The following is a 25,799-nucleotide window of genomic DNA, read 5'->3' as shown; positions in this document are numbered from 1 at the left end:
GGGAGAGGTGAAGTGCACCAGCCATAACTACTTCGCCTTCTTGGCTTTGGCCTTCTTCGCTTTCGCGGCCTTCTTAACCGGCTTCTCCTTCGCCGGCTTCTTCTCCGCCTTCACCACGACAGGTGTGCTGGCCGCTACTCGCATCGCGCGGGCATAGCTGTCGGCGACGTTGTCTGCGGACATCTGGAGGCGACGGGCCGCGGCGGTGGCCTGCTCCATAGTGGCCTTGGCCATCATCTTGAAGCGGTCGCCGGTCTCCTTGCTCTTGGCCTTGGCCGCAAGGCCGTTGAAGCGATCCCGCCGCTCCTTGGCGCGGGTCATCAGGCCCGTATGCTGCTGTCTGGCCAGTTGCCGGATCACGACATCCAGGTCGGCGTCCGCCATGTTCTTCTATCCTCTTCGAAACAGGTATCGATGCGGGCGGGACTATGCAGATCAGGCCCCACCTTGGCAATTCCCGCCCGGGCGTCATCCGCATCTTCCGGTTTACAAAACGAAAAAAGCCGCGCATCTCGCGCGGCTTTTGGCTTGGTTTGGCGCGAGGTGCGCTATCTCTGCCTCACTTCAGCGAGGCGACCGGACCACCCGAGGCAGCCGCCGGATCGGGGTCGAAGCCGAACACGCCGACCAGATATTTGTAATAGTCCGGCATCTTCTCCTTGAGCGCTTCGCGCGTCTTGGGATCGTGGAATTCACTCTTGCCGGCCAGGAAGATACTGGCGGTCACGGCAAAGAATTCCACGTGATTCTTCAGCGCATAGGCTTCCTTGGGCAGGAAATCCTTGGACTTGGCGTAGGCGTAATAGCCGATCACGCCCTTGTTGGCGTAGCCGTCCGGCAAGAGCCGCGCGTGATAGGCATGCAGCATTTCGTGGAGCAGCACGGCCTCCTTTTCGTAACGCATCATGTCCGGACGGATCATGATGACGCCAAGGCCCGAATCGACCGCGAGGTCGACGGCATTCGGATTGGTCCAGCGCTGCTTGTCGTGGTCCCATACCGTCAGCGTCCGGGGCGTGGTGCGCGGGGTGTCCGGCGTGACCCGGCCGTAGCACGCGGTCGCAGCGCCTTCGTCGAGGCAGGCCAGCTCGCTCGCGACGATCGGAACGGTTCGGAAGAAGCGCAGCACGCGCGGGGAGAACCCGGCGCCTTCGACGACGTCGATCTGCTGCTTCAGATTCTCGGTGAGCTTGTCGACGTCCTTGCGATCGGAATTCTCCGACACGTCGAACATGTAGCCGCGGTAGCTCTGGAAGCCGGGCGGCAGCGACTTCGCGGCATCGGCGGACGCGACGTCGAGCGAGCCGGCATTGGATGGATTGGCGAACAGCGTGCCGACAATGGTCGCGGTCAGCAGCAATGCAACGCGCATGATGAACCCCCTGATGTCACTTCGCCCGACAGGATAGGCCGCCGTTCTTTGCGAAAAGTGAGTGGGGCGAGACTAAGGCGCCGATGTTGAGGCGTGCTTAATCGTTCGTTGCAGATCGCCGAGGCGGATTAGGGCAGGGTTAACCAAGCAGGGTATCCCGGGTCCGCGCTTCGGCGTAGGATCGAAGCGAGGCACCATGCCCCACAGCAATAGCCGGAGGAGGAAGCCATGTATGCCGCCATCCGTCAGGCCAAGGCGAAAAGCGGGAGCGCCGAAGAGCTTGCGCGCCGCATCAAGGACGGCGCCGTTCCAATCATCAGCGACGTCGACGGTTTCAGGGCCTATTACGTGGTCTATGCCGGCGACGACACGGTGACCGCGATCTCGATCTTCGACAAGTTCGAGCAGGCGGAGGAGGCGAACCGGCGCGCGATTGCCTGGATCGAAAAGGATCTCGGTTCGCTGCTGGCAGGGCATGCAAGTGCGGCGGCGGGGCCTGTGATCGTGCATACGCTGGCGTGAGTTAAGTGGGAGCTCTCTCCTGTCGTCCCGGCGAAGGCCGGGACCCATACCGCGTGATCCATCCATGATGCGCGGTATTCGTACCGCGAGGGATCAACTGCCAGTCTTCGCTAAACTGCTCCCTGTGGTTATGGGTCCCGGCCTTCGCCGGGACGACACCGAGTGTGTCGGACGTACCTTTCACCAAGCGAGCAGCCACCCCCTCACAACTCCCTTGCATTCGAAAACACAAACGAGCTCACCCGCCGTGTCGTCTCGTCCAAAATCAGCGTGCGCGTGATCGGCGGCTCGGCGCGCTGGGCGCAGTTTTCGCGTTCGCAGAGGCGGCAGTTGACGCCGATCGGCGTTCCCTCCGCCTTCTCCAGATCCATGCCGGCGGCATAGACCAGGCGTGAGGCGTGACGGATCTCGCATCCCAATCCGATGGCGAAGCGCGGCTGCGGCAGCGGATGCGGCGCGACCGGCCGGCGCACCATCTGCGCGATCGAGAAATAGCGCGTGCCGTCGGAGAGCTCGATCACCTGCTTCAGGAGGCGGTCCGGCGTATCGAAGGTCGAATGCACGTTCCACAGCGGACAGGTGCCGCCGAACTTGGAGAACGGAAACGTGCCGGACGAAAAGCGCTTCGACACGTTGCCGGCATTGTCGACGCGCAGCAGGAAGAACGGAATGCCGCGCGCGTTCGGCCGTTGCAGCGTGGTGAGCCGATGGCAGACCTGTTCGAAGCCGGAGTTGAAGCGCTGCGCCAGCAAATGGATGTCGTAGTTGAGCGCTTCGGCAGCGGCGAGGAATGCCGGGTAGGGCATCATCACGGCCGCCGCAAAATAGTTGGCGAGCGTGATGCGAAACAGCCGGCGCGGCGCGTCGTCGAGCGGGCCGGCGCGGCCGATGATGGTCTCCAGATGTTGCGCGCATTCGCCAAGTCCGAGCTGGAAGGCGAGCTGGAACGCGCGGCCCGCCGGATCGACCAGCTCGGAGATCAGCAGCTGGCGGCGGTGGCGGTCGAAACGTCGCAGCGTCTCGCGCATGACGTCGACCGGCATGATGCGGGTCTGGATCGAATGTTTTTCGCGCAACCGCGTGGCAAGGGCCGCATAGAGCCCTTCGGCCGGCACGTTCAGTTCGTCGCGCAAGGTCTCGGCGGCCTGCTCGAGCTCCGGAAAATAGTTGCGGTTGGCCTCGATCAGCTCGCGCACGCGCTCGACCGGATTGGCCTCATAGCGCGTGCCGACATCACGGTCGGCCATTTGCGCTGCCGCCAGCGTCTCGCCCTGGCGCGCCTCGGCATAGGCGGCATAGAGCCGTTGCAGCGCGTGGGTGACGCCCGGGCAGAGCTCGGCGAGGTCGCGCAGCTCCTGCTTGGGGACGTCGATCTGGCGGAACAGGGGATCGGAAAAGATCTCGTTGAGCTCGGCGAAGAAGCGGTCCTCGTCGGCGCTGGCGAGATCGCGCAAATCGAGGTCGTAGGTTTCGGCCAGGCGCAACAGGATCTGCGCGGTGACCGGACGCTGGTTCCGCTCGATCAGGTTGATGTAGCTCGGCGAGATCCCGAGCCCCTCGGCGATCTGGGTCTGCGACAGCCCCAATTGCTGCCGGATCCGCCGGAAACGGGGGCCAACGAACAGCTTTTTCCCGGACTCGGCGGGCATCGTCACGTCTCCAGAGCCACTAAGGGCAGTCTTGTTGACCTATATCTTTACAAGATTTACAAAATTACATCTATTACATGATTTTATGTTACATGACATCACCATTCAAATACAAGGCCTCTATACGAACTTCGCTTTCTCGCGTTTAGCTCAGGTCACGCATTTCGCAATGCACTGTCATAAATGTCGAGAGAGAGCACGCACATGAACTACCAGCCCCGTGGCATCAACGCCCTCCAGAGCCCGGCCTCGTACCAGAGCGAGATCGAGGCGGCCCAGGCTCTCCTCGAAACCAAGCCGACCTGGAACGGTGTCTCGGCCGAGGCCGTCGCGCGCATGCGCCTGCAGAACCGCTTCAAGACCGGCCTGGACATCGCCCGCTACACCGCGGCGCTGATGCGGGCCGACATGGCGGCCTATGACGCCGATCCGACCAAGTACACCCAGTCGCTGGGTTGCTGGCACGGCTTCATCGCCCAGCAGAAGCTGATCTCGATCAAGAAGCACTTCGGCGGCAAGACCGATCGCCGTTACCTCTATCTCTCCGGCTGGATGATCGCGGCATTGCGCTCCGAGTTCGGACCGCTGCCCGACCAGTCGATGCACGAGAAGACCTCGGTGCCGGCGCTGATCGAGGAGCTCTACACCTTCCTGCGTCAGGCGGACTCCCGAGAGATGAACGACATCTTCCGCAACCTCGATAAGGCGCGCAAGGAAGGCGACAAGACCCGGGAGAAGGAGTTGATCGAGAAGATCGACAACTTCCAGACCCATGTCGTGCCCGTCATTGCCGACATCGACGCCGGCTTCGGTAATGCCGAGGCGACCTACCTGCTCGCCAAGAAGATGATCGAAGCGGGTGCCTGCGCGCTCCAGATCGAGAACCAGGTCTCCGACGAGAAGCAGTGCGGTCACCAGGACGGCAAGGTCACCGTGCCGCACGAAGTCTTCCTCGCGAAGATCCGCGCCTGCCGCCACGCCTTCCTCGAGCTCGGCATTGAAGACGGCGTCGTCGTGACCCGCACCGACTCGCTCGGCGCCGGTCTCACGCAGCAGATCGCCGTCAGCCACAAGCCGGGCGACATCGGCGACCAGTACAACAGCTTCCTCGACTGCGAAGAAGTGACGGCGGAGAACGCCCGCAACGGCGACGTCATCATCAACCGTAACGGCAAGATGCTGCGTCCGAAGCGCCTGCCCTCGAACCTCTACCAGTTCCGCGCTGGTACGGGCGAAGATCGCTGCGTGCTGGACAGCATCACGTCGCTTCAGAACGGCGCCGACCTGCTGTGGATCGAGACCGAGAAGCCGCATATCGAGCAGATCGCCAAGATGGTCGACCGCATCCGCAAGGTCGTTCCGAACGCGAAGCTCGCCTACAACAACTCGCCCTCGTTCAACTGGACGCTCAACTTCCGTTGGCAGGTCTACGACGCGATGAAGGAAGCCGGCAAGGATGTCAGCAGGTACAACCGCGCCGAGCTGATGAAGGTGGAATACGACGAGACGCCGCTGGCGATTGAAGCCGACGAGCGTATCCGGACCTTCCAGGCGGATTCGGCCAAGCGTGCCGGCATCTTCCATCACCTGATCACGTTGCCGACCTACCACACGGCGGCGCTGTCGACCGACAACCTCGCCCGCGAGTATTTCGGCGAGCAGGGCATGCTCGGCTACGTCAAGAACGTCCAGCGCGCCGAGATCCGTCAGGGCATCGCCTGCGCCAAGCATCAGAACATGGCCGGCTCCGATATCGGCGACGAGCACAAGGAATATTTCGCCGGCGAGGCTGCCCTGAAGGCGGGTGGCGCGCACAACACGATGAACCAGTTCGGTTAAACCGGGTAACAGGAGACTGACAATGACAAGCAGCAATTTCTGGGTGATCGGCGGCGAGTTCGGTTCGATGAACTTCCACAAGCTCGTGGAAGGCTCGGCCCAGGTGCAGGGTCCGTTCAAGACCCGCAAGGAAGCCGAGGATGCCTGGCGATCGGTTTCGGAAGAGAACCGCCATAAGGCCGGCGTCCGCTTCTCGATCGTGGAAGAGCCGTCGCGGGTTTCGGCCTGACGGCCGCCTCACTGACTTAAGAAGACGTCCAAGGACGGAGGGTCCCATCCGGCGCAAGCCGGGTGGGATCGTCTGTTTTTGGCACAGGTGAGACGCCTGTGGGTGCCGTAAGTATCTGGAATGATAGGCCCTTTGCGGACCGTTTGGTTGCTGATAGGTTAACGGAGGAAAGTCGAGGACGAGGCCGACAATGTCAGAGCCCGAGACCAGCGGGATCCATCCCAGCCAGCCGCGCCCGGTACGGCTGCGCGACGCGCTGTTGCGCGCGCGGATCGAGGCCGCCGACCGGACCGGCGTCGTCGTCGACCTCAGGGATGCCGAGGTGGCTCGGCTCGAGATCCTCAACGACGCGCTCGATCCCCTGTTCGCGCAGGTGCCCGACCAGATCGACCTGTTCGATCGCGGCATCAGCCAGGGCGATACGCCGCGCCTGTGGATCGACGTCGTCGCGCACATCCTGATGGGACGCGACAAACGGATGTATCGCTTCGTCCAGGACACAAGGTTCGGTCGCATCGTGCTCGCCGAATCGCACGATACCTCGGTGATCGTCGAAGCCGTCACGGACTATGTCGCGCGCCGCATGATCGAGCGCGAGCATGCGATGGTGGTCCTGCCCGAGCCGAAGCCGGAGGTCGCCGAGCAGCCCCGCCGCTCGCGCATCTGGCCGTTCGTGCTCGGCTTCATCCTCGGCGCCGCCGCGCTGTTCGGCGTCGCCGTTCTTGCGGCGTTGCGGAGCTGGTGATTGCTCTCCGTCGTCCGTGCTCGCGCTGACGCGCGCGCCTCAAACCAGCCGCGCGCGCTTGATCTCGCGGATCTGCAAGGCGCGATCGAGGCTCCGCACGATCTGCTCGCAGCGCCAGCCGGCATTGTCCTTCTCGATCGCGAACAGATTGTATGCGGCCGTCGGATAGCGCCCGTGCGCGAGTGCGGAGGCCGACGGCACGCCGATCGCGGGAATGTTGCCGTTGGGGCCTTCGAACCACATCGTCGAATGAATGTGGTCGTGCCCGTGCAGGATCAGCTCGACGCCATGGCGTTTCAACAGCGCCAGCAGCGCAGCGGAATCCGTCAGCCGCTTCTGCCATGCGCTGGACTTCAGCGGATGGTGCACCAGCAGCACGCGAAAGACGTCGTCGGCTGCGAGCTGTTCAAGCACCCGTTCGAGGGCCGCGAGCTGATCGCGCCCGAGCGTGCCCGTCGCCATCAACGGCAAGGTCGGCACGGCGCTGGAGAGGCTGATCAGCGCCGCCGGCCCGCGCCGGCGTATGGCGGGAAAGCCGATGTTGCCATCGTCGCCCGCAAGATAAGGCGCAAATGTCTCGCCGAAGCGATGGCGCGTGGCGCGGACATAGGCGTCGTGATTGCCGGGAATCGTTGTGACGCGGTCGGGCGGGCCGACGCCGTCGAGCCACGCGCGCGCCGGAGCGAACTCCGCCTCCATCGCCAGATTGACGAGATCGCCGGTCACTGCGATGTGGTCGGGCGCCTGCGCCTGCATATCGGCGACCAGCGCGTCGAGCACCTCGCGGCGTTGATATTTGTGGCGGTTGCGCGTCCAGTTGACGTAACCGAGCGCGCGCTTGCTGGCGAGCTCGATCAGCCGCGGCTTCGGCAACGGCGGCAGATGCGGGTCGGAGAGATGGGCGAGTGTGAAGGGGGCCATGACGCGCGATTGCCTCGCTATTCACGTGCTGTAATGGCAAGGTCGCGAGCGCCGCGCAAGCGAAGCCTGCAAGGGCCTCAAGCGGCGCGCATCACGAGAGGCTGATGGCGAAGCGCCTGGACGAGATCCGACGGAAATGCGAGCCGCTGCTGCGGCGAGTTTTCCACGCCTATTTCCTGCTCGTCCGCGGCATGACGCTCGGCGTCCGTGCCGTGGTGCTCGATGCCGACAACAAGGTGTTCCTGGTCAAGCACACCTACGTCACCGGCTGGTATCTGCCCGGTGGCGGCGTCGACCATGGCGAGACCATGGAGCAGGCGATGCGGCGCGAGCTCAAGGAGGAGGGCGATATCGATCTGACCGGGGAAGCGGAGCTGCACGGCATCTTCCTCAACAGCCACGTCTCTCGCCGTGATCATGTCGCGGTCTACGTGGTCAGGCATTTCCGCCAGGACCGCTTGCCCGAACCGAACCGCGAGATCATCGAATGCGGATTCTTCGATAGCGCCGCGCTGCCCGAGGGGGTGACGCCCGGTACGCGGCTGCGGATCGCGGAAGTGCTCGACGGCAAGCCCCTGATTGCGACGTGGCGCTGAGGGCGGCCTGTGCTAGTAACTCGCTTCGACGGGCGCCACGGAAACCGGATGAAAATCGCAAAATTCGCCTTCGGCCTGATCTGCCTTGCGATCCTCGCCAGCAACATCGTCACGATGTCGCGCTGGAGCGAGGCGCGCGGGGTCTATGATGACATCTGCTATCTTCGGCAGGCGCATCTGTTCCAGCGCTTTGGCGCCGATGGGCTGAACACGGACGCGGTCAGGGACGACGATCGTTATTTCGAAGGCAAGATGAAGGAGATCGCGTTCGCCGAGTGGAAGGATCCGGTCCGCTGGCCCTGCCACAATCCGATGCCGGGCGGCAAGGTGGTGATGCAATATCCGCCGGGCACCGGATTTCTACTGGCGCTGTTTCCGCAAGGCCATCAGGTGGTGCCGCTCTACATTGCCGCGAGCCTGATCGTGTGCGGTCTTGCACTATACGGCATTGCCATGGCGCGGACGCTGCCGTCGATATCAGGTGCGGGCCTGTTCGGCGCGCTGGCCGTCTATCTCATGATCAATCCGGCCAAGGCGAGCTATTCAGTCGCGCCGACCATGGCGGTGTGCGCCGTCGCGGGCTTCCTGACCGCGTTGTGGCTGACCAGGGACAAGCGCAGCGTATTGTTGATTGCGCTGATTGGTCTCCTGCTCGGCGCCTCCGTCAATTTCAGATTACCGAACGCGCTGCTCGCCGCCGGCTACTTCCTGTTCCTTGGCATTCCCTTCGTGTGGTCGCGCAAGCTCGCCACTTTCGTGCAGGGCCTCGGCTTCGGAGTCGGTGTCCTCGTCGGCATGGCCCCGACCCTGATCGCCCAGGCCATCAATGCCGGCAGCCCGCTCGCCACGACCTATGGCAGTGCGGACGTCGTCGCGCCGGGTTTCGATCTAGCCGTGATCGGCCAATATCTGCGCGACATGCAGTTCGTGCTCATCGTGCTCGCGATCGGTTCGACGGCATGGCTGCTGCGGGCGGGCGAGGGCAGCGTGCGGCAGGTTGCGCTTGTTGTCGCCGCCAACCTCCTCGTCAACCTCGTGTTCTTCCTGAGCCATCCGATCTTCACGCCTTATTACATCGTGCCGATCGCGATGCTCTCGCTGTGGAGCGTGTCGTTCGCCTGGCTGATGCAGCCGAAAGAAACGCGACAGGCCATGTCGCTCCGGCATGAGCCGGCCAGTCTGGGAGCGTTACCGCGATGACATCCGCGCAACCTCGCATCGCGGTGCTGGTGCCCTGCTACAATGAGGAGGCGGCGGTCGCGACCGTCGTCGCCGACTTCCGCAAGGCGCTGCCTTCGGCGGAGATCTATGTCTACGACAACAATTCGCGCGACCGCACCGCTGCCGTCGCGCGCGAGGCCGGCGCGATCGTGCGCGGCGAACGCCGGCAGGGCAAGGGCCACGTGGTGCGCCGCATGTTCGCCGACGTCGAGGCCGACATCTATGTGCTGGTCGATGGCGATGCCACCTACGATGCGCCGAGCGCGCCGCGCATGATCGACAAGTTGCTCGACGAGCATCTCGACATGGTGGTCGGGCTTCGCGTTGACCAGGTGCAAGCCGCCTACAGGCTCGGCCACCGAACCGGCAACCGCATGTTGACGGGCTTTCTGTCGTCGACCTTCGGACAGGAGTTCAAGGACATCCTGTCCGGCTACCGCGTTTTCTCCCGCCGTTTCGTCAAATCCTTCCCGGTGCTCTCTGACGGTTTCGAGATCGAGACCGAGCTCGCGGTCTACGCGCTGGAATTGTCGCTGCCGGTCGCCGAGGTCGAGACGCCTTACTATGCGCGGCCCGAAGGCTCGTTCTCGAAACTCAACACCTGGCGCGACGGTTTTCGCATCCTCGGCACCATCCTGAAGCTTTATCGCTCGGAGCGGCCGTTGCGATTCTTCACGGTGATCGGAATTCTGTTGGCGCTGGCCGCGATCATCCTGGCGATCCCGATTGTCATCACCTTCATCGAAACAGGTCTCGTGCCGCGCTTTCCGACCGCCGTGCTGTCGATGGGCCTGATGATCATGGCGATGCTGTCGGTCTCGTCCGGGCTCGTGCTCGATACCGTGACGCGGGGGCGGCGGGAGATGAAGATGCTGGCCTATTTGTCCCAGCCGGCGCCGAAAAGGAACTGACGTCGGGCGCTCCCATGGACGTCCGAACGTCCAGATGCTAATCCGCGAAATAATTATGACCGATCTCTCACTCACCATTCGTCCCGAGGCCGCTGGCGACGCCCAGGCGATCGAGCGGCTGCATGAGCGCACCTTCGGCCCCGGCCGTTTCGTGCTCAGCGCCTATCGCATCCGCGAGCACGTCGACCATCTGCTCGACGTCTCCTTCACCGCCCGCATTGGCACGCTTCTTGTCGGCTCGGTCCGGCAATTGCCGATCCTGATCGGCGAGACACCGGCGCTGCTGCTCGGGCCGCTCACCGTCGAGCCGCCATTCCGCAGCCGCGGCATCGGCCGCGTGTTGATGGAGCGCGCGCTGAAGGACGCCAGGGAAAAGGGCCACCGCCTTGTGCTGCTGGTCGGCGACGAGGCCTATTACAGCCGTGTCGGCTTCAAGCAGGTTGCGAAGGGCCGCGTCACCATGCCGGGCCCGGTCGATGCAGGCCGTGTCCTGGTGTTCGAGCTCGTCGACGGCGCGTTCGAAGGTGTGTCGGGGGCGGTCGCGCCCGACTGGAGCAAGGCGCGGGGATAGTGTTAGGCACGTAGCCCGGATGGAGCGAAGCGCAATCCGGGACGATCTCGGTGCGCGGACAGACCCCGGATTTCGCTTCGCTCCATCCGGGCTACGACGTCCGCCTTACGGAGTATCGCAGATGCAAGTGAGACCCGCGGATGCCGGTGAACTCGATCATCTCGCGCGCTTGTGGCACGACGTATGGCATGAATCGCATGCGGTTTTTGCGCCACCTGAGCTGATCCGCCTCCGCACGCTTGCGAGCTTTCGCGATCGGCTCGAGGCCGCACTCCCCGACGTCTATGTTGCCGGCCCGGTCGACGCGCCTCTCGGCCTATGTGTCCTCAGGGGTGAGGAATTATATCAGCTGTTCGTGGCGCTCGAAGCGCACGGCTCGGGCGTGGCCGCGGCGTTGATTGCCGATGCGGAGGCTCGGCTCGCCGCGCGCGGCGTGGAGACGGCGTGGCTCGCATGCGCGATCGGCAACACGCGCGCTGCGCGGTTCTACGAGAAGAGCGGTTGGCATCTGGCCGGCACCTTCGTCATGCTGTCGGAGACCTCGAACGGTCCCTTCCCCGTGGACCAATGGCGCTACGAGAAGCGACTCACGCGCTATGCGGGCGGCGAGTCGAGGTAGACATAGAGAGCCGCGATCTTGCCGTCGCGGGCGATGATGAAATCCACGCCGGTGTAGGCGGCCGCTTCACCTTTCGGCCCGGATTCCCACGCCAAGCGCCCCGAATTGTGCAGGACCTGGGGCGCACCGTGCGGCGTGTAGACAAAGTGAGGATGCGTCGCGCGGAGATCGCCGGCGAACTTGTCCAGCGCGTCGTGACCGACGAACGTGCCCGGCGGCGCGTACAGCACGCAGTCCTCGGTGTAGAGGTCCTGAATGGCGCGCCGTCGGCGAGCCGGATCGCCTTCACCGAACACTTCCGGAAGATTGCGGTTGAGCAGTGTCTCGATCCCGCTCACATCGGCGCCCACCGATGGCGGAGCGCTGGTCTTGCTGGCCTGTTGGGTCATCGGAGGCTCCCTGTCTATAGGGAGATGATGTGGTTGCTGGCTCAACGAGCGAAACAGAAATAACTGAAAGTCATCGTTTCAGTTTTTGGGATGTGGGCGATGGCGCCTACAAGCAGCCGAGGCGTGCCGGGGCCCGTAGGCCCCGACTGGAGCAAGGCGTGCGGCTAGAACCGCTGTGAGATTCCGGCATAGAATCCGCGCCGCGGTCCGTATTGCGGCGCGAACACGCCGATGCCGGAGCCGTCGCGGATCTGGTAGATCGTGTCGAACGCATTGACCACGTCGAAGCGCACCGTCGTCGGCTTGTTCGGCGCGACGATGTTGAAGTCGTGCGACAGGCCGAAATTGACCTGCGTGTAGCCCGGCAGATGATCGGTGTTGGCAAAGCCCGAGCGCAGGCCGCTGCCATAGATCATCGACACGCTGTAGCGCGTTCCCTCCCACAGATAGGAGGCACCGGCCGAGCCCGACAGCATCTGCGCGTGGTCGGTATAGACGTAATGGCCCGCGATATAGGCGAGCTCATCTGCGCCGAACAGATATTGGTTCGACACGACGCTGGTCGCGATCTGCTTGGCCCAGGCGAGATTGGCGTAAGCACTGAAATTGCCGTTGTGGTAGGTCGACTTCAGCTCGACGCCGACATTCTCGCCGCGATCGTAGTTGAAGCCGCTCAGCACATAGGCCGCGCCGAACTGGCCGTCGTCGAGCAGGTCGCGCGCCTTCTTGTAGTAGGCGTCGGCGCCGACCTCGAGGCCGGGGATCGGATAGATCTTTTGCACCACGCCGACGTCGAACACGTGCGAGCGTTCCGGCTGCACCGGGCTGTTCTGCCCGACCTCCGGCGTCTGCGTGTTGGCCGGCGCACCCGGCGGCGTCACCAGCGCGAGGTTGACCGGCGCGGCGATCACCTGCGAGGGCGGGGTGAAGTTGCGGGCATAGCCGGCGTGGAACGTCGTGCCGTCGAACGGCTTCCAGGTCAGGCTGACGCGCGGGCTGAGCTGGTTCGCATCGACATACTGGTACATCTGGTCGAAGCGCAGGCCGGCGTTGAGCGTCAAATTGTTGGTGATCTTCCATTCGTCCTGGACGTAGGTCCCGATCAGCCAACCGGTCTTGGCGCTGGAATCGAACACCGAGAACGGGGCGTCGATCGTGCCTGCCGTCGGATCCGCAGGATCGACCAGCGGCAGCACCGTCGTTCCGCTGTTGACCAGCGTCCGCTCCGCGCTCACGGAGAAGCCGAAGCGCAGCGTGTGCGCATAGCCGACGCGCCACGAAGTATCCTGCTGGATGCCGTTGACCACGCTCTGGCGATAGACGTCCGAGGACACGCCGTTGAACACGAGATCGCCGACCGTGTCGGGATAGAAGTGCAGCTGGCTATAGCGGTTGAAGTAGGACGTCTGGGTATCGAACTCGCCGTTCGATGTCTGATAGGCGACGACGTTGAATTGGTTGAACTCGTTCTGGTGCTCGTTGAGCTGCGACGAGTCGAAGTTCGAGACACCGAAGGCCGTGAAATTCGGCGTCTGGCCGGGATTGTTGGGAATCTGGAACGTCGAGTTCGAGACGCCGCTCATGAAGGTGAGGCGGCTGGTCGGATCGATCATCGTCGAGAGATAGAGAAATCCCTTCTCCTGGTTGGTGCGGTCGTGAATCGCATTGACCGACGGGGTTGGGTTCTCGATGCCGAGATTGTTCTGGAGAAAGCGTCCCGACAGGAAATACTGGGTCTGCCCGACCGTTCCGCCATATTCCACATTCGTCGAGATCGTGCCGTTGCTGCCGCCGTAGACGCCGACGACGCCGGTATTGTTGAAGGCGTCGGCCTTGGTCTGGATGTCCAGCACGCCCGCGGTTCGCTGGCCATATTGCGCGGGCAGCGCGCCGGTGAGCAGGCTGAGGCTGCCGACGATGCCGGTGTCGAGAATCTGCCCGAACGCGCCGACGCCGTCAGGAAGCATGACGCCGTTGATGCGGTATTGCAGATTGGCGTGCTCGTTGCGGACATGCAGGTCGCCGCTCGCGGCCGAATCCTGGGTGACGCCGGGGAACTGCAACAGCACCTTGTCCAGCGAGGCATTGGTGCCCTGAGGCAGCGCCTCGATGGCCTGGCGATTGAGCGTGTGCGTCGTGGCGCCCGCGGGCGCGAGGATCGCCTGACGCGCGGTGTCGAACTTCTCGCTCCGGCCGGCGGTGACCTGGGCCTCCGTCTGCGGCTGCACAACCGGCGTTTCGCGTCGCTTGTCGGTGACGACGCGGACCTTGGGCTTGCGCGGTGGTGTTGTTTGTTTGGGGGCGTCGACTTCGATGCCGGGCAGTGTCGTGACGCCGCCGGTCGGTGCGGTCTGTGCCATGGCGCTGCCGCCGAGATAGAAAAGCGTGAGTGCGGCGAGGCTCGAGCCCGCCAATATTGGTTTTGGAGACACCATTGTCCTGATTCCGATTGCGCACCGCCGCGCTCATTCCGAGGCTTTGCGGGCGTCACGCACCGTCGTTACGCGACGGGTCAATTTCGATAGCCTTGCGAGATCGGCGCAACAGCCGATGCCGATGGCAGCTCAATCGATGGGGATCAGGAGACGGGAGGGGCGCGCGGCTGGAACGCCGTGCGGGCCGAGTTCAGATGGACGAATTCGGCATCGGTGGTGCGGTAGAGCAGTTCGACCGCCTGCGGCAGCAGCAGCAAAGGCGGCGTCGCGGACATGACGCTGCCCGCCAACGCGATGACGGCGCAGATCGCGCAATTGTCGTCGCCCGGCTGCTCGCGATCGGGGCCGGCGGGTGATTGCTTCTGGACGACGGCGCGGTCGATCGAGGCGGTCGTCTTGGCGCTGTCGGTCAGATGAGACTGCGCTAGCGGCGCGGCCTGGGCGAACCAGTGGCTGTGGCCGAACGTCAGCGCGAATTGCACCAGCATCGCGAACATCGCGAGCCGGGCGCCGTGCCTGATATTCGACCGGAACCACTTCATCTGGAAACGCCACCCCGCATCGCGAGGCGCCAAACCCCTGGCGTCGCGATGTTATATTATAACATCGCCCGATCAGTCAGCGGATGTCAACGGCGGTCAGGCGATCTCGCGCGGGTGGCCGCGCGATGTGTCGTTCCGGCAACTAGCGTCCCTCGCGGACCCAGGTCGCGGCGAATGCGCCGAGCAGCAGCAATAGGCCGATCAGGCCGGCGAAGATCGGCAGCACGCCGACGCCTTTCACCACGCTGGCGTCGCGCATCCGCACGCCCATCCAGCCGTCGCCATGGAAGATGCTGGCGGAGCGTACCGGCGCGATGCGCGGCAGCTCGACGCTGGAGCCGTCGACCACGCGCACCGCGTCGCCGCCGGTCGCCTGTGTCAGCGGCTTCAAGGTATCGGTCGTGGAGGTGACTTCCGAAAATTCCTTCGGATTGGTCGGGCCGACATTGATCAGCGCCTTCAGCGTGCCGTCGGTCGCCTGCCACAGGCCGAGCTCGCTCGCCGGCAGGCTGGCGCGCCATTCGCCGGGGTCGCCGGGGCTGAGCGTCAGGTCGCGCGACACGCCGGAGGGCGAGGTCACGCTCACCGGCTGGACGCTGTCCGACATGGTCTGGCGCACCACCACGAGGTCCTTGCCCTGCACCTGGAGGCGCAGCGCCTCTTCATCAAGGTCCGGCTGCTTCATCAGCCAGTGCGACATCCGCCGCAGCAGATCGAGATGCGGGCCGCCGCCCTCATAGCCGCGCGCCCACAGCCAGATGTGGTCGGAGAGCAAGAGCGCGACGCGGCCCTCACCGAAGCGCGTCAGGAACAACAGCGGCTTGCCGTCAGCGCCCGTCATCACCGGCGGGTTGACGGAATTGCGGGTGTCGACGGTGCGGAAGAAGCGGCTCCAGTGCGGCGGCTCGGATGCCGAGCCTTCCAGCCCGCGCGTGACCGGATGGCGTTTGCCGACATCCGACAGATGCGCATAGAACGGCTTCTCGGTCACGCCGACGGGTTCAGCCGGCAGCACTGAATCCAGCGGCGTGCGCCAGATGCTGGTGTTGGAGGCATAGTCGGGTCCGGCCGAGACCAGCACGGCGCCGCCCGAGCGCACATAGCGCGCGATGTTGTCGAAATAGGCGATCGGCAGCACGCCTTGGCGGGCATAGCGATCGAAGATGATCAGCTGGAATTCGTTGATCTTCTGCTGGAACAGCTCGCGGGTCGGAAACGCGATCAGCGACAATTCGTTGATCGGCGTGCCGTCCTGCTTCTCCGGCGGACGCAGAATGGTGAAGTGCACGAGGTCGACGCTGGCGTCGGACTTCAACAAATTGCGCCAGGTGCGTTCGCCGGAATGCGGCTCGCCGGAGACCAGCAGCACCCGCAGCTTGTCACGCACGCCGTCGATGGCGACGACGGCGCGGTTGTTCACCGGCGTCAGCTCGCGCTCGAGCGGCGAGGCCTCGATCTCGACGATGTTGGGCCCGGCATGCTTGATCTCGACGTCGACGCTGGCGGTCTGGCCGCTTGAGAGCGTGCGCTCGTTGATGACCTCGCCGTCGCGGCGGACCGTGACCTTGGCGCGCTCGTTGCTGACGCCCTGGTCGTCGAGCCGGTAGGTGATGGTCTGGTTCTGGCCGACGATGCCGAAGCGCGGCGCCGCCGTGACCGCGATGCGGCGATCGCGCTCGTCCTTCTGCCCGGTGATCAGCGCATGCACCGGCGCCTGGAAGCCGAGCGCGGCGGCGTTGGGCGGGATGTCGTGGACGCGGCCGTCGGTGATCAGGAACGCGCCGGCGACGCGATCGACCGGCACATCCGCCAGCGCGGAGGCGAGAGCGCCAAACAATCTTGTGCCGTCGGTCTCGCCATCGGCCTGTCCGGCCTCGACGACGCGAACCTCGAGGCCCTTGATCTTCTTCAGGCTGTCGACCAGCGCCTCCTGCGCCTGCGCGGCTTCACGATTGCGGTTGCCAAAGTTCTGGCTCGGGCTCTTGTCGACGACGACGGCGGCGATCGAGGTGAGGGGATCGCGGTCTTCGCGCGTGAACGAGGGATTGGCGAGCGCCAGCAGGAACAGCGCCAGCGCTGCCACGCGCACGGCCGTGCCGCGCGCCCGTGCAAGCAGCAGCACGCCGGCGATGACCACGATCGCGGCGAGCGCGATCCACAGGACGATCGCGGGAACCAGCGGCGTGAAAGCGATGCCGTAATTCATGTTAGATCCAGCACGTTGGCGTCATCCTGAGGAGCGCGTCGCACTTGCGACGCGCCTCGAAGGATGCTCGGGCGGTGGGTGTGGCCCATCCTTCGAGGCTCGCCCAGCGGTGCGAGCGCACCGCCGGTCTCGCACCTCAGGATGACGACGGTGCTCATTGCCCCAGCCGTTCGATCAGGGCCGGTGCGTGCACCTGGTCGGCTTTGTAGTTGCCGGTCAGCGTGTACATCACGATGTTGACGCCGGCGCGGTAAGCGAATTCGCGCTGGCGCGGCTCGCCTGGCGTGAGCGGCAGCATCGGCTGGCCGTCGGGACGGAGTGCCCAGGCGCCCGCAAGGTCGTTCGAGGTGATGATGATCGGCGAGACGCCGTCACCGCCGCGTGCGGGCTTTTGCGCGCTCTCGTCGTCATCCTCGCGTGGCAGCGCTTCGACCCAGGTCTGGCCCGAGTTGAAGCGGCCGGGGAAGTCGCGCAGCAGATAGAAGGTCTTGGTCAGCACGTGCTCGCGCGGCACCGGCTCGAGCTCGGGCACGTCAAGCGAGGACAGGATCTCGCGCAAGGTCTGCATGCCCGGCGTCTGCGAGGCGCCGTTCTCGCCGGGCGGCGCTTCGACCGCGTCGCGGGTGTCGAAGATCACGGTGCCGCCCTGCTTCATATAGGCGTCGATCTTGTTGATGGCGTCCTGCGGCGGTTTCGGCGCGCCCGGCACGATCGGCCAGTAGATCAGCGGGAAGAAGGCGAGCTCGTCGCGCGCGGGATCGATGCCGACGGGATCGCCGGCCTCGAGCGCGGTGCGCTGCGCCAGGAACAGCGTCAGGCCGGACATGCCGGCCTTGACGATGGAATCGACGTCGGCATTGCCGGTGACGACATAGGCGAGCCGGGTCTGCGACACCGCCTTCATCGCGAACTCGTCCGATGCGCTGTCGGCGCGCGATGGCGTCGGCGCGAACGACAGCAGGCCCGCTAGCACCAGCCCGAGCACGATCATGGCGGGCGCGGCGCGCCGGCGCAGCAGCGCGGCAAGACCGCCGCCGAGCAGCGCAACGATGATGGCGTCGACCAGGAACAGCGCCAGCGATGTCGACAGCAGCCAGCCGCGCAAGTCGCGCGGCTCGGCATTGGTGTAGGTGGCGTGCCGCGCACGCAGGCTCGCGGTGTTGAGGGCTGCGATGCGGTCGGCGCTAGCGAGTGTGTTCACGGCGAGCGGTCCTTCTGCCGGACCGTAAAAGCCGGGCGGATGATCCGGCGTGGCGCGGTCGCGGTAATCAGCCGTTAGCGGCTTTGCGGTGGCCGGCGGCGGCCCGAAGGCGCCGAAGCCGTCCATCATGCGCAGCGGCGCCAGCGTCTCGGCATTGGCTTCGCCGGCGACACCGGCACCGGGTTTGGACGTGTAGCCGGACATGTCGACGACCCGCCTCAGCATTTCGACAAAGGTGCCCGACATCGGCAGATCCGACCAGCGCATGTCGGCGCTGACATGGAACAGGCTGACCAGTCCCTTGCCGCGATGCTCGCCGGTGACGAGCGGCGTGCCGTCTTCGAGCGAGGCCCAGCTCTTGGTGGCGAGCACTGCATCGGGCTCGGCCAGAACCTGGCGGCTCACGGTGACGTCCTTGGGAACCACGACGCCGGCAAAAGGACCGTCGGCCGCGAAGGTGGCGAGATGCTGCGGCTTCTCCCAGGTCAGGCTGCCGCCGAGCGTGCGGCCGCCCTTGCGCAGCTTGACCGGAACGAGATCGTCTTCGGCCTGCGCCAGCCGGGGCCCCGCGAACCGCACCAGCACGCCGCCCTGGTCGACCCAGGCATTGAGACGTTCGCGCAGCTCGGGCGCAATGGTGCCGACGTCGGCGAGGATGATCATCGGCAGCTTCTGGTCGAGGAATTGCGTGATGCCCTGCTGCGGCGAGCCCTTGTCGGCCAGCCGCACATCGGCGAACGGCGCCAGCGCGCGGGTGAGATAGAAGGTCGGCGCCAGCAGCGGCTGTGCGGTCTCGCTGCTCGCGCCCGAGACGATGCCGATGGCGCGGCGACGCCAGCGCTTGTCGAGCAGCTGCACCGCGCCGGCCGAACGCTCGCCGGAGATCTCGAGCCGGGCGATGTCGTTGCGCAGCTCGACCGGCAGGTCGAACGCCGCCTCGGTCTCCTTGTCCTGCGGCCCGAAGGTGTAGCGGGCTTCGCCGATCGGCGACGCCTTCTGGTCGAGCGCGCGAACCGTGCCGGCAGCAATACCGCTGTCGGTGCGCAGCACCTTCACCGTCATTTTCGCCGCTGCGTTTTCTGCAGCGACCAGCGCCATCGGGGAGGAGGTGCCGCCTTCGAACACCGTCAAGCTGCGATCCCCTATGGTCTTGCCGAGGGCTTGCACGAATTCTTCGCCGCGGCCGGTGTCGACGCCGTCAGACAGCCAGGCGATCTCGCAGTCGCCGGTGGCTTTCAGGAAGCGGTCGATCGCGGTGAGGGTTTCAACGCGGTCGATCGAATAGGGCTTTGGCGTCAGCTGGCGCAGCGCGACGCGCGCGGCGCCAGCCGGCATCAAGGTGATGTCGCGGTTCGGCTCGGACAACGGCACCAGCGCGATGGCGCGGCGGTCGTTGTCGGCATTGGCGATCAGCTCGTCGGCGGCCCTGATCCGGATGTCCCAGTTCGATGCGGCGCTCCAGCCGTCGTCGAACATGATCATCAGCGGCGCCTTGCTGGCGGCGAGGCCCGTTGGCGGATTCCAGATCGGGCCGGCGGCGGCGAAGATCACGAGCGCCGCAGCCAAGAGGCGCAGCGCGGTCAGCCACCACGGCGTCCGCGAGGGTGTCTCTTCCCGAGGCGCGATGTCGAACAGCAGTCGCGTCGGCGGAAACTCGATGCGGCGCGGCCGCGGCGGCATCACCCGCAACAGCCACCACAGCACCGGCAGGCTGACGAGGCCGATCAGGAGCAGCGGTTCGGTGAAGGCGAGCGGCAATCCCATCATGCGGCCGGCCCCGCCTTGATCGTCGTGGTGCGGGCGCCCGACTTGCTCACCTGCATGCCGGCATGGAGGAACAGCAGCAGCTCGGCGGCCGAGCGGTCGGTCGCATGTGTCGTGAACAGCCAGTCGAGCTTGTTGGTTTCGGCGCGGATCTGGTCGCGATGCAGCGCGAGCCGCGCGGTGTAGTCCTGGGCCCAGCTTTCGGCGCGGCCGGCGGTGATCACGCCAAAGCCTTCGGGCTCGACGAACTCGACGCGGCCGGAATAAGGGAAGCTCTCTTCGGCGGGATCGACGACCTGGACCATCGTGCCGTGCGCGCCCGATCCGGACAGACCTGCGAGCGTGGTTTTGATCTCCGGGATCGGCGACCAGAAATCCGACAAGACGATAATCTCGGCCAGCGCCGAGGGGACGAAGGATGGCGGCAGGCTCAGCCGATCGGCATCGTCATGCAGCATCGCCTGCGCCATCTTGTCGATGACGCTGCGGCTTGCGGTCGGCGCCATCAGGCCGGGAATGCCGACGCGCTCGCCGCCGGAGACCAGCAACTCGGCCAGCGCGAAGGCGACAATCAGCGTGCGCTCGAGCTTGGATTCACGCGCAGTCTTCGAAGCGAAGGCCATCGAAGGCGAACGGTCGGGCCAGATCCAGACCGTGTGCGAGGCTTCCCATTCAAGCTCGCGGACATAGAGATGGTCGTCACGCGCCGAGCGGCGCCAGTCGACGTTCTGCGACGGCTCGCCGGAAACGAAGCGGCGGTATTGCCAGAAGTTTTCGCCGGAGCCGGCGCGGCGGCGACCGTGCAGGCCGTGGATGACGTTGGCGGCGATACGGCGGGCCTCGAGCACCAGGCGCGGGAGCGAAGCGGCGAGCGTACGGCTTTCGCCATCGGCACGTCGGATCGCTACAATCTCCTTCGCTGTGTGCCCGGTATCTGCGGCCATCAACCGATCCGTGTCTTCAATTGCCGGATCACGTCCGGAATCGTACGTCCTTCGGCGCGGGCCTGGAAGGTCAGCGCCATGCGGTGCTTCAGAACAGGTTCGGCGAGGTCGAGCACGTCGTCGATCGACGGCGCGAGACGCCCGTCGATCAGCGCGCGTGCGCGCACCGCGAGCATCAGCGATTGGCTGGCGCGCGGGCCAGGTCCCCAGGCAATGAACTTGCCGGTCTCGCCGCTGTCCGGACCCGGACGGGCCGCGCGCACCAGCGACAGGATGGCTTCAACGACGGAATCGCCAACCGGCAGGCGGCGAACCAGTCGCTGCGCGGTGATGAGCGCATCGGCGGTCATCGAGCCCTTCGCCAGCGTCTCCTCGGCGCCGGTGGTCTCGAACAGGATGCGGCGCTCGGCGTCGCGATCGGGATAATCGACGTCGATCTCCATCAGGAAGCGATCGAGCTGCGCTTCCGGCAGCGGATAGGTGCCTTCCTGCTCCAGCGGGTTTTGCGTCGCGAGCACATGGAACGGCTTCGGCAGATCGTGGCGCGCGCCGGCAACGGTGATGTGCTGCTCTTGCATCGCCTGCAACAGCGCCGACTGCGTGCGCGGGCTGGCGCGGTTGATCTCGTCGGCCATCAATAGCTGCGCGAAGATGGGGCCGGCGATGAAACGGAACGAGCGTTTGCCGGCGTTGCTCTCGTCGAGCACTTCGGCGCCGAGAATGTCCGACGGCATCAAATCGGGTGTGAACTGGACGCGCTTGGCGTCGAGACCGAGCGTGACACCGAGCGTCTCGACCAGCTTGGTCTTGGCAAGGCCGGGCACACCGATCAGCAGCGCGTGGCCGCCGGAGAGGATGGTGACCAGCGTGTTCTCGATCACGCGATCCTGGCCGAAGATGACGGACGCGATCGCGTCCTTCGCTGCGCGAACCTGACTCGACACCTGCTCGGCCGAACGGACGATTCCGTCCTCGAGTTTCTCGACACTTTCCGCCATCCGTTAGCTCCTTAAGCCTGCCACGCGGCTATTCTGCGTCGTCAAATCGCCTGTCGTCACGCGATCTCGTGATCTATTGACTTGATCTCTCGGGCCCCATGCTAGACTTGCAGGAAGGCCATGTATTCGTTGAATTAACCTATCCCCACCTTATCGGCTTAGGGTTATGTAGGGCATCACGAAGTGGCGAACTCCACACCGGACTAATCCGGGGTGGAACCGCGCACCGACACACAACGTAGACTTAGAAATCAGACCTGCACCAATCGTGCCAAACGACATCCGCGACAAATGACAAAGTCAGGGCAAACCATGGCGAACCAAGGGCAGAGCGCCGATCGTGGTCTTGAGGGGCTGACTGCCGCCGCCAAAGTCGCTGCCAATGCCGAAGGCGTCAAAAAAGGACTACCTCCGGTACATCTGTGGAATCCGCCGTTTTGCGGCGATCTCGACATTCGAATCGGCATCGATGGTACATGGTTCTACATGGGCACGCCAATCGGGCGGCTTCCGCTGGTGCGCCTGTTCTCGACGATCCTGAAGCGCGAAGGCGACAAGCATTTCCTCGTCACGCCGGTGGAGAAGGTCGGCATTCGCGTCGACGACGCGCCGTTCATGGCGGTCGAGATGCAGAAGGATGACGAGGACAACCATCGCGTGCTGCGCTTCCGCACCAATGTCGACGACTGGGTGACCTGCGATGGCGCGCACCGGCTCCGTTTCGAGCAGGCGAAGGACGGCGGGTTGACGCCCTATCTGCACGTTCGCGCCGATCTCTGGGCCAAGGTCACCCGCGCGCTCTATTACGATCTGGTTGACATGGGCGAGGAGCGGATGGTCGATGGCCAGCCGATGTTCGGTGTCGAGTCGGCCGGCGAATTCTTCGCCATGGCCGACGCGGAGCAGGTGAGGGCCGCGCTTTGAACAAGCCTATCCTGAGGAACGAGCCCGTCGCGATCAGTGCGGCGGATTTTTTCGCCCGCTCCAGGGCGCGGCTCGGCTTCGACGTTCCGCCCGGGCTCTACGATCCGAACATCATTCCGGCCTCGGGCGATCCCGGCACCGACAAGATGCTCGAGATCGTCGCGCGCGAGCAGCCGGTGCGCCCGGCTGCAGTCCTGATCGCGGTGGTCGACCATCCCGAGCCGACCATCTTGCTGACGCAACGCTCGGCGCATCTCAACGACCACGCCGGCCAGATCTCCTTTCCCGGCGGCAAGATCGACGCGACCGATTCGTCGCCGCTCGATGCGGCGCTGCGCGAGGCCGAGGAGGAGGTCGGGCTGTCGCGCGATTTCGTCGAGCCGATCGGCTATCTCGATCTCTACGGCACCGGCTTCGGTTTCCGCATCCTGCCCACCGTCGCCAGGGTGCGGCCGGGTTTTCAGCTCACCATCAACCATTCCGAGGTTGATGACGCGTTCGAAGTGCCGCTATCCTTCCTGATGAATCCGGCAAACCACCAGATGCACAGCAAGGAATTCCGCGGCTTGGAGCGGTTTTACTACGCGATGCCGTTCGCGGAGCGCTACATCTGGGGCGCGACAGCCGGCATGCTGCGTGTGCTTTATGAGCGGATCTACGCATCATGATCCGGCCGGTGCTGACCGAGATCGGAATTTTCCTCATCCCCTTTGCCGTCTATGCGCTGTTCCTGGCCGCCACCCGTTCCGGCCTGTTCGTGCAAACGTCCTGGCCGATCACCGTCGTCGCGCGCCTGGCTCTGGCGGCGCTGGTGCTGGTGATCGCGGGGCTGATCGGTTTCGCGCATTTCTCCGGCGCCGCGCCGAATTCGACCTATTTTCCCGCCCATGTCGTGAACGGCAAGCTCGTGCCGGGCACGGAAAAATAAGGGCCGAAGGATGAGCGCAGAGCCCATACTCGCCGATGCGCCCTGGCTGATCTCGGGCGGGACCGCGCGCGTTCTGCAACTGTTGAATGCAGACGGCGAGGAGGCGCGTGTGGTCGGCGGCGCCGTGCGCAATGCGCTTCTTGGTCTGCCGCCGGGCGACATCGACATCGCGACCACGTCGCTGCCCGACGAGGTGATGCGGCGGGCCAGGAGCGCCGGCATCAAGAGCGTGCCGACCGGCATCGACCACGGCACCGTCACGCTCGTCATCGACAGCCAGCCCTATGAAGTCACGACGCTGCGCGAGGACACCGAAACCTTCGGCCGCAAGGCCAAGGTCGCGTTCGGTCGCGACTGGGTGAAGGACGCCGAACGGCGAGACTTCACCATGAACGGGCTGTCGGTTGATGCGAAAGGTGTCGTCTACGACCATGTCGGCGGGATTGCCGATGCGAGAGCGCGGCGCGTGCGCTTCATCGGCGACCCCGACCAGCGCATCGCCGAGGATTATTTGCGCATCCTGCGCTTCTTCCGCATCCATGCCGCCTTCGGCGTCGGTGAGCCCGACCGCGACGGCTATCTCGCCTGCATCCGCGGCCGCGCGGGTCTTGCGACCCTGTCGGCCGAGCGGGTCCGCATGGAAATGCTGAAGCTGCTGGTCGCGGGCGGCGCGGCTGCCGCGGCGATCGCAATGGCCGAGGGCGGATTGCTGCAAGCGCTGATCGGCGGTGTCGTCTATACCGGACCCTTGTCGGCGATGATTGCGATCGAAGGCGAGATCGGCCTGCCGGCGAGCGTCACGCGACGCCTGGCCGCGCTGACGGTGGCCGTCACCGAAGATGCCAAGCGTGTCGCCGCGCGGTTAAGGCTCTCCAATGCGGAAGCCAAGGCGCTGGATTCGATGGGTCATCGCTGGTGGCGCTTCCCGACCAAGGACGAAGCCAATGCGCGGCGGTTGCTGTACCGGCTGGGGGCCGAGCGCTATCACGATCGTGTGTTGCTGGCCTGGGCGCGGGCCGGCGGCGACGTGAATTCGTCGCGCTGGCGCGAGCTCGCCGAGCTGCCGCAGCGCTGGACCGCGCCGAAATTTCCGCTGAAGGCCGCCGATTTCATCGCGCGCGGATTGGCTGAAGGGCCTGCGCTCGGACATGTGTTGACATTGGCCGAGGACGCTTGGCTTGCGGCGGATTTTCCACTAGAGGAAGCCGCACTCGCTTCCATCGCCGATCAAGCTGCGGCACGCATCAGCCGCGATGAGAGAACGTGACCATCGTCTCAGGCTTCGCCGACATCTCGATTTTTCAGCTGCTGCTGGTCGCGTTGATGGCGTTGTTTGCTTCGATCATCGGTGGTCTCGCCGGCTACGGCACCGGCGCCCTGATGCCGCTGGTGCTGGTGCCACTGGTCGGCGCCGAGCCCGTGGTGCCGATCATCGCGATCTCCGCGATCTTCACCAATTCGAGCCGCGCGATTGCCTATCTCCGTTATGCCGACCGCCGCCGCGCACTGATCGTGCTCGCCTGCGCTGCATTGACGACGGCGCTCGGCGCCTACGGCTACACGCGCCTCACCAACGCCGGCGCGGCGCTCGTGATCGGCACCATGCTGATCCTGAGCGTGCCCTTGCGCCGCGTGCTTCGCCGCCGCCAGGTCAAGATCGGTGACACCGGTCTTGCGGCCGGCTCGGTCGGTTACGGCGTGCTGGTCGGCGGCACCTCCGGCTCCGGCGTGATCCTGCTCTCGCTGCTGATGGCGGCAGGCCTCGAAGGCGCCGCCGTGATCGCAACCGATGCAATGATCTCGCTCGGCACCGGCCTCATCAAGATTTCGGTATTCGGCCTCGCCGGCGCCGTGACCGCGCAGGTGCTCGCCTTCGCGCTTCTGATCGGCGGGATTGCGATCCCCGGCGCGTTCCTGGCAAAGGCCTTCGTCGAGCGGATGCCGGTGCACATCCACACCGCGATCCTCGATGTTGCCGTGATCACCGGCGGGCTGGTGATGATTTCGGCTGCGGCGAGGCAGCTGATCGCGTAGATGAGCGCGGGCGACGTGGACTCCCGCCTGGACCGCGAGCAGAACGAGTATGCGCTTGAGCCAAGGTGGACACGTCAAGGTGATGTGTCAAAAGCCGATGGTATCCCATATTGATGCCGATGGTCCCAAAAGCGAAGACACCCAACACCGCCAGGACCACGCCCGTTGCGAACGGTGAGAGCGTCTTTCAGCGAAGTGGATGCCGGTTCGCGTGACGAAAACGCGTCAAAACAAAGATC

25 protein-coding genes are annotated in these 25,799 nt (G+C 65.0%); 14 read left to right on the top strand and 11 right to left on the bottom strand.

Translation table 11 applies throughout. The features are described 5' to 3' along the window. Positions 1-27 precede the first annotated feature (27 nt). Positions 28-384: a hypothetical protein gene (locus UP06_RS20695; protein ID WP_045005291.1), complete on the bottom strand. Its 357-nt coding sequence runs from the start codon at positions 382-384 to the stop codon at positions 28-30. Between the two features lie 175 nt (positions 385-559). Then, positions 560-1,372 carry a hypothetical protein gene (locus UP06_RS20690; protein ID WP_045005290.1) on the bottom strand — a complete coding sequence of 271 codons (813 nt, stop codon included), beginning with the start codon at positions 1,370-1,372 and terminating at the stop codon, positions 560-562. Between the two features lie 228 nt (positions 1,373-1,600). On the opposite strand from UP06_RS20690, the gene UP06_RS20685 reads away from it, so the two are divergent. After that, complete coding sequence (locus UP06_RS20685) at positions 1,601-1,894, top strand: antibiotic biosynthesis monooxygenase (protein WP_045005289.1); 294 nt, start codon at positions 1,601-1,603, stop codon at positions 1,892-1,894. Positions 1,895-2,097: 203 nt separating this feature from the next. On the opposite strand, the gene UP06_RS20680 is transcribed toward UP06_RS20685, so the two are convergent. Next, positions 2,098-3,543, bottom strand: coding sequence for a helix-turn-helix domain-containing protein (locus UP06_RS20680; RefSeq protein WP_045005287.1), 1,446 nt, complete (start codon positions 3,541-3,543; stop codon positions 2,098-2,100). 204 nt (positions 3,544-3,747) lie between these two features. Between UP06_RS20680 and UP06_RS20675 the strand changes: the two genes are divergently transcribed. The 3 genes from UP06_RS20675 (at position 3,748) to UP06_RS20665 (ending at position 6,356) form a co-directional block, all read left to right on the top strand. Next, a complete protein-coding gene (locus UP06_RS20675; RefSeq protein ID WP_045005286.1) occupies positions 3,748-5,382 on the top strand; it encodes an isocitrate lyase in 1,635 nt (544 codons plus the stop codon). A 22-nt stretch (positions 5,383-5,404) separates the two neighbouring features. After that, the gene (locus UP06_RS20670; protein WP_045005285.1) at positions 5,405-5,611 is read left to right on the top strand and encodes a DUF4170 domain-containing protein; all 207 of its coding nucleotides are present in this window, start codon (positions 5,405-5,407) and stop codon (positions 5,609-5,611) included. A gap of 190 nt (positions 5,612-5,801) precedes the next feature. Then, positions 5,802-6,356: a hypothetical protein gene (locus UP06_RS20665; RefSeq protein ID WP_045005284.1), complete on the top strand. Its 555-nt coding sequence runs from the start codon at positions 5,802-5,804 to the stop codon at positions 6,354-6,356. A gap of 39 nt (positions 6,357-6,395) precedes the next feature. On the opposite strand, the gene UP06_RS20660 is transcribed toward UP06_RS20665, so the two are convergent. Next, positions 6,396-7,277, bottom strand: a complete 882-nt coding sequence (locus UP06_RS20660) for a metallophosphoesterase family protein (protein ID WP_045005282.1) — start codon at positions 7,275-7,277, stop codon at positions 6,396-6,398. Between the two features lie 104 nt (positions 7,278-7,381). On the opposite strand from UP06_RS20660, the gene UP06_RS20655 reads away from it, so the two are divergent. From UP06_RS20655 to UP06_RS20635, 5 genes are all read left to right on the top strand, one after another. Next, entirely contained in the window at positions 7,382-7,873 is a 492-nt protein-coding gene (locus tag UP06_RS20655) for an NUDIX domain-containing protein (RefSeq protein ID WP_045005280.1), read from the top strand. Between the two features lie 48 nt (positions 7,874-7,921). Beyond that, positions 7,922-9,073, top strand: a complete 1,152-nt coding sequence (locus tag UP06_RS20650; protein ID WP_045005278.1) for a hypothetical protein — start codon at positions 7,922-7,924, stop codon at positions 9,071-9,073. Continuing rightward, positions 9,070-10,005, top strand: coding sequence for a glycosyltransferase family 2 protein (locus tag UP06_RS20645; RefSeq protein WP_045005276.1), 936 nt, complete (start codon positions 9,070-9,072; stop codon positions 10,003-10,005). The genes UP06_RS20650 and UP06_RS20645 overlap by 4 nt, the downstream gene beginning before the upstream one ends. A 55-nt stretch (positions 10,006-10,060) precedes the next feature. Next, positions 10,061-10,576, top strand: a complete 516-nt coding sequence (locus UP06_RS20640; protein WP_045005274.1) for a GNAT family N-acetyltransferase — start codon at positions 10,061-10,063, stop codon at positions 10,574-10,576. A 121-nt stretch (positions 10,577-10,697) separates the two neighbouring features. After that, positions 10,698-11,195: a GNAT family N-acetyltransferase gene (locus tag UP06_RS20635; RefSeq protein WP_045005272.1), complete on the top strand. Its 498-nt coding sequence runs from the start codon at positions 10,698-10,700 to the stop codon at positions 11,193-11,195. Here the strand turns inward: UP06_RS20635 and UP06_RS20630 are convergent. The 7 genes from UP06_RS20630 to UP06_RS20600 all read right to left on the bottom strand — a co-directional run bounded on the left by UP06_RS20630 (position 11,171) and on the right by UP06_RS20600 (position 21,674). After that, entirely contained in the window at positions 11,171-11,584 is a 414-nt protein-coding gene (locus UP06_RS20630; protein WP_082081530.1) for a nuclear transport factor 2 family protein, read from the bottom strand. The two genes, UP06_RS20635 and UP06_RS20630, sit on opposite strands and share 25 nt — an antisense overlap. Before the next feature lie 164 nt (positions 11,585-11,748). Beyond that, positions 11,749-14,019, bottom strand: coding sequence for a TonB-dependent receptor (locus UP06_RS20625; protein WP_045005270.1), 2,271 nt, complete (start codon positions 14,017-14,019; stop codon positions 11,749-11,751). Positions 14,020-14,162: 143 nt separating this feature from the next. Further along, positions 14,163-14,561 carry a DUF2946 domain-containing protein gene (locus UP06_RS20620; protein WP_045005268.1) on the bottom strand — a complete coding sequence of 133 codons (399 nt, stop codon included), beginning with the start codon at positions 14,559-14,561 and terminating at the stop codon, positions 14,163-14,165. A 142-nt stretch (positions 14,562-14,703) separates the two neighbouring features. Then, positions 14,704-16,767 carry a membrane protein gene (locus tag UP06_RS20615; protein WP_045005266.1) on the bottom strand — a complete coding sequence of 688 codons (2,064 nt, stop codon included), beginning with the start codon at positions 16,765-16,767 and terminating at the stop codon, positions 14,704-14,706. Between the two features lie 154 nt (positions 16,768-16,921). Continuing rightward, positions 16,922-19,735, bottom strand: coding sequence for a DUF4159 domain-containing protein (locus UP06_RS20610; RefSeq protein WP_045005264.1), 2,814 nt, complete (start codon positions 19,733-19,735; stop codon positions 16,922-16,924). Beyond that, positions 19,732-20,676 carry a DUF58 domain-containing protein gene (locus UP06_RS20605; protein ID WP_045005263.1) on the bottom strand — a complete coding sequence of 315 codons (945 nt, stop codon included), beginning with the start codon at positions 20,674-20,676 and terminating at the stop codon, positions 19,732-19,734. Before UP06_RS20605 ends, UP06_RS20610 begins: the two co-directional genes overlap by 4 nt. Further along, the gene (locus UP06_RS20600; RefSeq protein WP_045005262.1) at positions 20,676-21,674 is read right to left on the bottom strand and encodes an AAA family ATPase; all 999 of its coding nucleotides are present in this window, start codon (positions 21,672-21,674) and stop codon (positions 20,676-20,678) included. The genes UP06_RS20605 and UP06_RS20600 overlap by 1 nt, the downstream gene beginning before the upstream one ends. Before the next feature lie 312 nt (positions 21,675-21,986). On the opposite strand from UP06_RS20600, the gene UP06_RS20595 reads away from it, so the two are divergent. The 5 genes from UP06_RS20595 to UP06_RS20575 are packed head-to-tail and all read left to right on the top strand — an operon-like array spanning position 21,987 to position 25,560. Next, positions 21,987-22,598 carry a DUF1285 domain-containing protein gene (locus tag UP06_RS20595; protein WP_045005261.1) on the top strand — a complete coding sequence of 204 codons (612 nt, stop codon included), beginning with the start codon at positions 21,987-21,989 and terminating at the stop codon, positions 22,596-22,598. After that, positions 22,595-23,266, top strand: coding sequence for a CoA pyrophosphatase (locus tag UP06_RS20590; RefSeq protein ID WP_045005259.1), 672 nt, complete (start codon positions 22,595-22,597; stop codon positions 23,264-23,266). The genes UP06_RS20595 and UP06_RS20590 overlap by 4 nt, the downstream gene beginning before the upstream one ends. Continuing rightward, positions 23,263-23,526: a DUF6111 family protein gene (locus UP06_RS20585; RefSeq protein WP_045005257.1), complete on the top strand. Its 264-nt coding sequence runs from the start codon at positions 23,263-23,265 to the stop codon at positions 23,524-23,526. The genes UP06_RS20590 and UP06_RS20585 overlap by 4 nt, the downstream gene beginning before the upstream one ends. A gap of 10 nt (positions 23,527-23,536) precedes the next feature. Then, positions 23,537-24,793 carry a CCA tRNA nucleotidyltransferase gene (locus tag UP06_RS20580; protein ID WP_045005254.1) on the top strand — a complete coding sequence of 419 codons (1,257 nt, stop codon included), beginning with the start codon at positions 23,537-23,539 and terminating at the stop codon, positions 24,791-24,793. Then, complete coding sequence (locus UP06_RS20575; protein ID WP_045005252.1) at positions 24,790-25,560, top strand: sulfite exporter TauE/SafE family protein; 771 nt, start codon at positions 24,790-24,792, stop codon at positions 25,558-25,560. Before UP06_RS20580 ends, UP06_RS20575 begins: the two co-directional genes overlap by 4 nt. Positions 25,561-25,799 lie beyond the last annotated feature (239 nt).

The sequence above is a fragment of the Bradyrhizobium sp. LTSP857 genome (assembly GCF_000938285.1).
In the GTDB taxonomy this organism is placed as follows: Bacteria; Pseudomonadota; Alphaproteobacteria; order Rhizobiales; family Xanthobacteraceae; genus Bradyrhizobium.
The sequence above is the reverse complement of the archived record's forward strand: the minus strand, read 5'-3'. Positions and strand labels throughout refer to the sequence as shown.